11 protein-coding genes are annotated in these 9940 nt (G+C 34.3%); all 11 read left to right on the forward strand.

Features of this window, described 5'->3' with window-relative positions; translation table 11 throughout:
- A partial coding sequence (gene aroA / locus J5G60_RS13170; protein ID WP_207876551.1) for a 3-phosphoshikimate 1-carboxyvinyltransferase occupies positions 1 to 928 on the forward strand: 928 nt, incomplete at its 5' end.
- Positions 906 to 1988 (forward strand): chorismate synthase, encoded by a 1083-nt coding sequence (gene aroC, locus J5G60_RS13175; protein ID WP_150356965.1) that lies wholly within the window; start codon positions 906 to 908, stop codon positions 1986 to 1988. The genes aroA and aroC, both read left to right, overlap by 23 nt.
- A 15-nt stretch (positions 1989 to 2003) precedes the next feature.
- Positions 2004 to 3122 carry a bifunctional chorismate mutase/prephenate dehydratase gene (locus J5G60_RS13180; RefSeq protein WP_150356966.1) on the forward strand — a complete coding sequence of 373 codons (1119 nt, stop codon included), beginning with the start codon at positions 2004 to 2006 and terminating at the stop codon, positions 3120 to 3122.
- Between the two features lie 75 nt (positions 3123 to 3197).
- Entirely contained in the window at positions 3198 to 4010 is an 813-nt protein-coding gene (gene aroE, locus J5G60_RS13185) for a shikimate dehydrogenase (RefSeq protein WP_150356967.1), read from the forward strand.
- A 3-nt stretch (positions 4011 to 4013) separates the two neighbouring features.
- Complete coding sequence (locus tag J5G60_RS13190; protein ID WP_150356968.1) at positions 4014 to 4523, forward strand: shikimate kinase; 510 nt, start codon at positions 4014 to 4016, stop codon at positions 4521 to 4523.
- A 170-nt stretch (positions 4524 to 4693) separates the two neighbouring features.
- Positions 4694 to 5125, forward strand: coding sequence for a hypothetical protein (locus J5G60_RS13195; RefSeq protein ID WP_150356969.1), 432 nt, complete (start codon positions 4694 to 4696; stop codon positions 5123 to 5125).
- A 107-nt stretch (positions 5126 to 5232) separates the two neighbouring features.
- Positions 5233 to 5886: a L,D-transpeptidase family protein gene (locus J5G60_RS13200; protein ID WP_150356970.1), complete on the forward strand. Its 654-nt coding sequence runs from the start codon at positions 5233 to 5235 to the stop codon at positions 5884 to 5886.
- A gap of 90 nt (positions 5887 to 5976) precedes the next feature.
- Positions 5977 to 6735 (forward strand): YncE family protein, encoded by a 759-nt coding sequence (locus J5G60_RS13205; RefSeq protein WP_150356971.1) that lies wholly within the window; start codon positions 5977 to 5979, stop codon positions 6733 to 6735.
- A gap of 210 nt (positions 6736 to 6945) precedes the next feature.
- The gene (locus tag J5G60_RS13210) at positions 6946 to 7218 is read left to right on the forward strand and encodes a metal-sensing transcriptional repressor (RefSeq protein WP_150356972.1); all 273 of its coding nucleotides are present in this window, start codon (positions 6946 to 6948) and stop codon (positions 7216 to 7218) included.
- 37 nt (positions 7219 to 7255) lie between these two features.
- Positions 7256 to 9496, forward strand: a complete 2241-nt coding sequence (locus tag J5G60_RS13215) for a heavy metal translocating P-type ATPase (protein ID WP_150356973.1) — start codon at positions 7256 to 7258, stop codon at positions 9494 to 9496.
- An 84-nt stretch (positions 9497 to 9580) separates the two neighbouring features.
- Positions 9581 to 9808 (forward strand): heavy-metal-associated domain-containing protein, encoded by a 228-nt coding sequence (locus J5G60_RS13220; RefSeq protein WP_150356974.1) that lies wholly within the window; start codon positions 9581 to 9583, stop codon positions 9806 to 9808.
- Positions 9809 to 9940 lie beyond the last annotated feature (132 nt).

A 9940-nucleotide genomic window follows, 5' to 3' on the forward strand; every position in this document is an offset into this window, starting at 1 on the left:
TCTTGATATTTATTATGATATATTTGACAGTCAAAAAATATATTATAAAAATTTTAAGGGAAAGCTGCCCCTGATTTTAAAGGGGAAATTGAAATCGGGGGAATACAGGGTTAGAGGAGATGTGAGTTCTCAATTTATAACAGGGCTTTTGTTTGCCCTTCCAAGGTTAAATGGAGATTCTACAATATATGTAACCACTCCGTTGGAATCCAAACCCTATGTGGATATTACACTGGATTTACTAAAAAAATTTGGAATAAATGTGGATGAAGATGGGCATGGAAAATATACAGTTAGGGGAGGGCAGAAATATAAGAGCAGAGACTACTATGAGGTGGAAGGAGATTTTTCACAGTCCGCCTTTTGGCTTATCATGGGAGCCCTTGGCAAAGGTATTACTTGCTGCGGATTAAAAAAAGACTCTCTTCAGGGAGACAAGATCGTAGTAGATATACTCAGAAAAATGGGTGTGAAAATTGAATGGGAGAAAGGCGGCTTAGTTGTCAGTCCCGCCCGTAAAATTTACAGCAGCACTATTGATGCTTCACAATGTCCTGATCTTGTACCTGCACTTGCAGTTTTGGCCTCTGTGAGCTGTGGTACTACTGAAATTAAAAATGCAGGAAGGCTCAGAGTTAAGGAGTCAGACAGACTTAAGGCCATATCAACGGAGTTGAATAAAATAGGAGGGAATGTAGTAGAAAAAGAAGATGGACTCATTATAGCAGGGAGGGAAAAACTCACAGGCGGCGAGGTGAACAGCTGGGATGATCATAGGATAGCCATGGCTCTGGCATCGGTGTCTTCAAAATGTCAGAACCCTATGATAATAAAAGGAGCCGAATGTGTGAAAAAGTCCTATCCAAATTTTTGGAAAGATTTTAAGAACTTAGGAGGAAATATAAATGAGCGGAATATGGGGAAATAAAATAAAATTATCCATCTTTGGCGAGTCCCATGGAAAATCTGTAGGCATTACTATAGACGGATTGAAGCCTGGTATAAAAATTGATCTGGAATATATAAGAGGACAGATGAAAAGAAGGGCACCGGGATTTACAGAATTTTCTACAGCCAGGAGAGAGGAGGATAATTTTCAGATTTTAAGTGGGTATTTTAAAGGTAAGACAACGGGCACACCTCTTTGTGCAATTATACTGAACAATGACACTCACTCAGAACACTACGAAAAAACTTCGGATATATTGAGACCGGGGCATGCAGATTTTACTGGAAAAGTTAAATATAATGGCTTTAATGATTACAGAGGAGGAGGCCATTTTTCGGGGAGGCTCACAGCACCGCTGGTTTTTGCTGGTGCATTATGCAGAAATATATTAGAGGAAAGAGGAATAATAATAGGAAGCCGTATAGAGAGCATAGGCACAATTAAAGATAAGAAAAGCTTTGACGTTGTTTCTACCGATGAGAATATGCTCAGGGAGCTTTCAAAAGACAAATTTCCTGTACTAGATGAAGATTACTGCAAAAAAATGAAGGACAGTATATTAAAAACCAAGTCAGAAGGGGATTCCCTTGGAGGAATTGTAGAGACGATAGTTTTAAATTTACCAGCAGGTATAGGTGATCCATTTTTTGATTCGGTGGAAAGTACTCTTTCCCATCTTTTATTTTCTATTCCTGCAGTTAAGGGAGTGGAATTTGGAATGGGATTTAATATGACCACTATGAAAGGCTCAGAGGCCAATGACGAATACTATATGTCAGAAGATCATAAAATAAAAACTTACACGAATAATAACGGAGGAATTCTAGGAGGAATCACGGATGGCATGCCTCTTGTATTTAGGGCAGCTGTAAAACCAACTCCCTCTATAGCAAAACCTCAAAGGACTGTGAATATTAGAAATGAAAAGAAGGAGATTTTGAAAATAGAGGGAAGACATGATCCCTGTATTGTACCCAGGGCTGTGCCGGTAATAGAGGCGGTTACAGCTATTGGAATATTGAATTTAATGGATGAGTGAAGTGGTGGTGATATTTTGGAAAGTTTGGATGAATTAAGGAATAAAATAAATAAATTAGATGGAGAAATGGTTAGAATTTTTATTGAGAGAATGAATGTGGTTTCTAAAGTAGCTGAGTACAAGAAAGAAAATCATATGAATGTACTGGATGAAAATAGGGAAGAGAATATCATAAAAACACAATTAGAGAATTTTAAACAAAGCTCCATGAAAAACGAAATAGAAACTTTTTTGAGAGACATTATGAGTATAAGTAGAGACCTTCAAGAGAAAAAGATAAAGGAAGATAATAAACCGGAAATAATGGGGTATAACCATTCCTGTAAAGTCGGATTTCAGGGTATACTGGCGTCTTTTAGTTATGAAGCTCTAATTGACTATTTTGGGGATAAGGTTAAAACCCTAGGCTTTGATAACTTTGAAGATGTGTTTAATTCACTGGAAAATGGGAATGTAGATTATGGAATCCTTCCAATTGAAAATTCTTCTACTGGAGGAATTTCTCAAGTCTATGATCTGCTTGAAAAATATGATCTTTATATAGTGGGAGAGAAGTGTATTAAAGTAAACCATAACCTTCTAGGTGTTCCGGGAGCTTCAATAGAAGACATAGAGGAAGTATATTCACATAGTCAGGCATTTATGCAGAGCAGTAAATTTTTAAAAAAACACAAACATTGGAAGCTTATACCTTATTTTAATACAGCTAAAAGTGCTGAATACATAAAGAAAGAGAATGACAAGAGTAAAGCTTCCATAGCCAGCAGGAAAGCTGCGGAATTTTATGGATTGGATGTATTGAAGGAAAATATAAATTACAACAGCTATAATTATACAAGATTCATAGTAATAAGCAGGAATATGGTATATGATAGAAAATGCGATAAAATCACTATTCTCATTACTCTACCCCATAAAGTTGGAAGTTTATACAATGTACTCAAGTTCTTCTGGGAAAATAACTTAAATATGACTAAAATAGAGTCAAGACCTATGGTAAACAGACCGTGGCAGTATTTTTTTTGTATTGATTTTTATGGAAATATAATGGAGATGGGGACTAAAAGTGCACTGGAGGGAATAAAAAAAGAGAGCTCCTATTTTAAATTACTGGGAAATTATAGGGAAGGATAAGACAATTGACAGTTGACAAATTACAATTGTCAATTGTGCATTGTAAATTGTCAATTGCACTGGAGGTGAGTTTAATTGAGTGATTTTTATGGGCTTATAGGAAAAACATTAGTGCATAGTTTTTCTCCTGTTATACATCATCTTATTTTGGATGTTATGGGGAAGAGTGGAGAATATAATCTCTTTGAAATAGAGGGAAAAGATCTAGGCAAATCGCTGGAGAGCTTAAGAATTTTGGGGTGCAGAGGTATAAATGTGACCATACCCTATAAAGTTGAAATTATGAAGTATTTGAATGAAATATCCAAAGAGGCAAAGGACATAGGGGCCGTGAATACCATAGAGTTTATCGATGATGAATTGATAGGTCATAACACTGATTATTATGGTTTTGGATTGACCTTAAAAAGATATGATATAGAGCTATTTAATAAAACCGTAATACTGTTGGGTACAGGAGGAGTTTCCAAAGCTGTAGCCAGATATATTTTAGACAATGGGGCCAGGGATATGGTATATGTAAGTAGAGATCCGCATAAATTTCATGAATACGGATTTAAAGTTATAAGCTATGATGGACTGCGTAAAATAAAAAAAGGTGATATTATAATAAATTGTACACCCTGTGGAATGTACCCGGATATAAATGATTGTCCTGTAGATAGGAAAATTTTAAGTAAATTTAACACAGCAGTGGATTTGATATACAATCCTCAAAGTACTTTATTTCTGAAGTTGTCAGATGAGTTAGGACTTAATACTGTGAATGGATTATATATGTTGGTGGCCCAGGCTGCAGCATCTCAGCGAATTTGGCAGGGAAGAGAAATACCTTTGAAAATTATAGATAAAATATATAATGATTTGAGACAAGGGAAAAAGATTTGATTTATGAAGAGAATATATAAAAATGTAGTTCTCATAGGTATGCCTGGATCCGGGAAAACTACCATAGGCAGAATGTTATCCAAGGAATTAAATAAGGGTTTTATAGATATAGATGATTATATAGAAAAACAGCAGGGACGTACTATTTCAGAAATTTTTGAAGGTGGAGAGAAGTTTTTCAGGAATTTAGAATTAAAGGCAGTAAGTCAAGTGAGTCAAAAAGAAAATATTGTGATATCCACAGGCGGAGGAGTAATAAAAAATGAGGAAAATATATTAAATCTTAGGAAAAAAGGATTGATAATTTTTATAGATAGACCGCTTGAAAAAATAATCTGTGATTTGGATATAGATAACAGGCCCCTTTTAAAAAATAATACAGGGGAAATTGAGAAAATTTTTAAAGACAGATATCATATTTATATGAATTGCTGTGACTTTTCTGTTAAAAATGTAGATACTGTTGAAAGTGTATTGAAGAGTATAATTAAAGTTTATACCGGGAATCTGTAACTTTGTATGATAATAAACTGACGGTAAATTTATTTTGCTGTCAGTTTATTATCATATTTTTCATCATAATGGTAGTATTATATGATATATAATACTATTGGAACTATTATATATCATATACAGAAAAATCGAATTTTAAGGGGTTAGATTCTAAATTGGGGAGGATATTTATGGAAAAATTAAAGGCCATTTTAACCGAAATTGCAGTTGCGGTTATAATATTACTAGTTATATGTATGGCATCACTGGTGGATATAAAATCGAGAGAATCCCCCCAGACCTCACGGATGCTGGAAGATATGAACATTACCCTTCAGCAGTATAAAAAATCAATAGATAATTTAGGAAACATCGTGCAAAAAGAGAACATAGAGCTGCAGAAGCTAAAAAACGATATGAATTCTGCTGGATTAAAAAATACTTATAAATGGAATGAAACAGTAGTGGCGTATAATAGTAAATTTACAGAATATAATTCACACGTAAGTGAATACAACAAAAAAATGGACGATTATAATAAAAGATACCAGGAGTATGAAAGCATAAAAAAGAAAAATGAAAATATAATAGAATGGATTAAAGCTGTAATTGGAGTAAATTAGAATCATTTATCAAGGTGCGTAGCAGTACTTTAGGAAGCTGGGGGTGTTAGCCAATGGCAGCATTCTTATAAGATGAGATATGGAAATGAGTAAAAGGTGGGATAAAGATGAAGAGTAAAGGTAAAAATTTTCCAATTTTATTTCTGATTTTTGGACTGATTTTAGTAGGAATTATCTCTACAGTGTCCATAAAAAATTATGTTAGAATGAATTCCGGTAAAAAAGTTATCCATCAGGGTATTTTATTTAAAGAGAATGAAGGTGAAAAAATATTTTTTAAAAAACCTTCTGCATCTCCAAATAAAACTTCCATAAAAATATATAAGAGTAAAAGGGTAATGGAACTTTATGGAGATGGAAATTTAATAGGAAGATTTAAAATTGGGCTTGGAAGAGTTCCCCAGGGTAAAAAAGAAGCAGAAGGAGATAAAAAGACTCCGGAAGGAGATTATTATATATGCTATATAAATTCTCAGACAAAGTATACATATTTTTTAGGAATAAGTTATCCCAACGTAGAAGATGCACAAAATGCATTGGATAAAAATATTATCAATAGAACTCAATATGAAAGAATAAAATATGCCATTAAAAATAAAAAACAGCCGCCGTGGAATACTCCCCTTGGAGGTGCCATAGGGATACATGGAGGTGGTTCTAAATATAATTGGACTTATGGGTGTGTGGCTTTATCCAATGAAGATATGAACATATTAAAGAAGTATGCACATCTTGAAACATCTGTGAAAATATATAAGTAAAAAAAATTTTAACTCGTTACCATCAAGAGGAATATATATGTTAAAAAAAGCACAAAATAAGATAGAAAACGAGGTAAGGGGTGTTTTGATATGTCCAAATGCAAGAGAAATAATGTTATATTAGCTTTAAGTTTATTGATAGTATTTTTAATTGGTGCATTTACAACTATGGGATATAGGGCAAAATCCCTGGCAAAAGAAACGCGGGATCCAAGGAATTATTATTTTGTAATTACTGGAGAAAAAACTATATGTAAAATTGATTCCGTTACAAATCAGATTGTGAGCAGAATCAATGTGGAAGGAAGACCTGAAGATATAAGGGTATCTCCAGATGGAAAAACTTTAGCAGTAGTAGTATTGAATATTAAAGATGAAGACGATAACGGATTTATCCTATTTTACAATGTTCAAAACGACAAGCTTGTAAAGAAGCTGCAAATTGGGAGGCATCCTTCACGAATTGCTTTTGTTCCTAATAGGAATTACATAATGGTAACTAATACTAAAGACAATGACATATCCTTGATTGATTCTGAAAATTATATTGTGCTTCAACCCATATCCACTGGAAGGAGACCAAAAGCTCTCTGTCTATCTGCTGATGGCAAATGCTGTTATGTGGCAAATACTGGAGAGGATACTATAACTGTAGTGGACATGGAAAATTTTAAAAAAGTAAAAAAGTTAAGAGTGGGGAGGTATCCTACGGATATATCCTTGAATAAGGACAGTGGTAATATCATGGTCACTCTAAGCAAGGAAAAAGCTGTGGCGCTGGTAAATCCACGCAGGTCAGGTATTCAAAAGGTGAATTTAACGGATATACCTAAGAATATCTGCAGATAAAATTCAAAATGCAGATATGTGTAATGTCTGTGAATTTACTATAGTATTGATAAATATGTTAAAAAGGTATATACAAAATGAAAATTTGAGTTATAATGTAGATATAGAATGATTATTAATCGATAATAAAATTTAAACAAGAAGTTGATATTGTTTAAATTTTATATTTTTTATAAAATACCACCCCACAGGGGTGGGGAGGAGGTAGAGATGAATGAAGAAAAAAAGAGGGCTTTTCAGGCATTAAAAACTTCAAAGGGTCAAATTGAAGGAATAATGAAAATGATAGAAGATGGAAGATACTGTATTGATATATCCAATCAAATTGTAGCAGCTCAGGCTCTATTGAAAAAAGCAAATTTGTTAATACTAAAGCAGCATTTAAATCATTGTGTGAAGGATGCCTTTCTTCATAATTCTGGAGAAGAAAAGGTGGATGAAATAATGAATTTATTAGGTAAGTTGCTAGACAAGAATGGATAAAAATATAAATGTGAATTTGTTTTAGGGAGGTTTTAGAATGAAAAGTAAAATTTTTCAAATAGAGGGAATGAGTTGCGCAGCCTGCGCTAGAACAATAGAAAAGGTGAGCAAGAAAGTAGAAGGAGTGGAGGAGGCCAGTGTAAATTTTGCTACTGAAAAACTAGCTGTAACTTTTGATCCTTCTAAAATGAAAATTGACAGCTTGAAAAAAGATATCGAGAAGGCAGGATATAAAATTTTAGAAGAGGAAAGTGCTGCTGACAAAGAAAAAAAGAAAAAAGAAGAAATTGGAGAATTGAAAAGAAGGTTTATAATATCTGCTGTATTCACAATTCCACTTCTTGTTGTAGCTATGGGTCCTATGATAGCCGAAAGTTTAAATGTAATGCCTCCTGCAGCAGTGGATCCTATGGTTCATCCCAGGGCATTTGCGGTAATTCAGCTTTTATTAGTTCTTCCGGTGATAATAGTTGGGAAAAAGTATTTTACTATAGGATTTAAGTCATTGTTTAGAAGAAGCCCAAATATGGATTCGCTTATAGCTATAGGGACATCGGCAGCATTTTTGTACAGCGTGTTTTCCGTATTTAAAATATTACAGGACAACAGTTATTACCATATGTATTTTGAATCTGCAGGTGTTATACTTACTCTTATAACTTTGGGAAAATATTTTGAAAATCTGGCTAAAGGAAAGACTTCTGAAGCAATAAAGAAATTAATGGATTTAGCTCCTAAAACTGCAAATATAATGAGAGATGGAGAAGAAATAAAGATTCCAATTGATGAAGTGGAAGTTTCTGATGTGCTTGTAGTAAGGCCTGGAGAAAAAATCCCTGTGGATGGTGAAGTTATTGAAGGAATGACTTCTGTAGACGAATCGATGCTTACAGGGGAGAGTATACCGGTGGAGAAAACTCCGGGAAGTAAAATTATAGGTGCAAGTATAAATAAAAATGGTTCTATAAAGTATAGAGCTACTAGAGTGGGGAAGGACACTGTACTCTCTCAGATAATAAAACTGGTTGAAGAGGCTCAGGGATCTAAGGCACCTATTGCAAAACTGGCTGATATAATAGCTGGTTATTTTGTGCCTGTAGTGCTTGTATTGGGTATATTGGCATCTATAGGCTGGTATGTATCTGGGCAATCTGGTGTATTTGCAGTAACCATATTTATATCTGTACTTGTAATAGCTTGTCCTTGTGCACTGGGATTGGCTACACCAACGGCTATAATGGTGGGAACTGGCAAGGGGGCAGAGTATGGGGTACTTATAAAAAGTGGTGGAGCTTTAGAAATTGCCCATAAAATACAAACTGTAGTATTTGATAAGACCGGCACTATAACTGAAGGGAAACCAAAAATTACAGATATAGTTCCATTAGACACAGTGAAAGAGGATTATTTACTTCAAGTTGCAGCTTCTGCTGAAAAAGCATCGGAGCACCCGCTGGGAGAAGCTATAGTTAAAGAAGCTAAGAATAGGAGCATTTTATTGAGAAAGGTAAATTCTTTTGTTGCTATACCCGGCCGCGGCATTGAAGTTTCCGTGGGAAATGATGATGTGCTTTTAGGCAATAGAAAACTTATTCTAGACAAAAAAGTTTCTCTGGAGAATATGGAGATGGTGTGGAAAAAACTTTCTAGTGAAGGCAAAACGCCTATGTATGTAGCATTAAATAATAAATTAATAGGAATAATAGCTGTAGCGGACACGGTTAAAGAAAACAGCAGAAAGGCTGTAGAAAAGCTCCATTCCCTTGGTATAGAAGTGGCTATGATAACTGGAGACAATAAAAATACAGCTCAGGCCATAGCGGAGCAAGTTGGAATAGACAGAGTGCTTGCAGAGGTTCTTCCAGAGGATAAGGCCAATGAGGTAAAAAAGCTGCAGAATGAGAATAAGAAAGTAGCTATGGTTGGTGATGGAATAAATGATGCCCCAGCTCTGGCACAGGCGGATGTAGGCATAGCAATAGGCTCTGGCACAGATGTGGCTATGGAATCAGCGGATATTGTCCTTATGAAAAGTGACTTGATGGACGTGGTTACGGCCATAGATCTGAGCAAAAAGACCATAAAGAATATAAAAGAAAATTTATTTTGGGCTTTTGGATACAACTCATTAGGTATACCTGTGGCCATGGGAATACTTTTTATATTTGGAGGACCACTTTTGAATCCTATGATAGCAGCACTAGCTATGAGTTTTAGCTCGGTTTCAGTGCTTTTAAATGCACTTAGGCTTAAGAGATTTAAACCAGTGTACAATTGAGAAATTTAATCGGCAATTTAAGTTGGAAGTTTGAGTTAAAGCTGACAATTTAAAATAAATATAAAAATGTAAAGAGGTGTAAATATGTTTTTTAAAGGAAAAATAAAAAAAATAGCACATGTAGAGGGAATGAGCTGCCAGCATTGTGTTGAACATGTTAAATCAGCTTTAGAGTCAATAGAAGGAGTTTCAAGTGTGAAAGTGGATTTGGGAAGTAAAACTGCAGTTATAAAATCTTCTTCTGAAATCAACAATTCGGATATAGAAAAGGCTGTTAAGGATGCAGGCTATGAAGTAAAAGATATAGAGTAAAAAGTACAATATATTTTGATAATGCTGATGTAAAAATAGCTAATGAAGGTTTCTTCATTAGCTATTTTTAATTTAGTCATATTTATTTAGACAAATTATTGACATTTATAGATTATTAAAATATACTAATAG

It is taken from the genome of Clostridium sp. HV4-5-A1G (assembly GCF_900184915.1).
Lineage (GTDB): Bacteria > Bacillota > Clostridia > Clostridiales > Clostridiaceae > Clostridium_B > Clostridium_B aromativorans.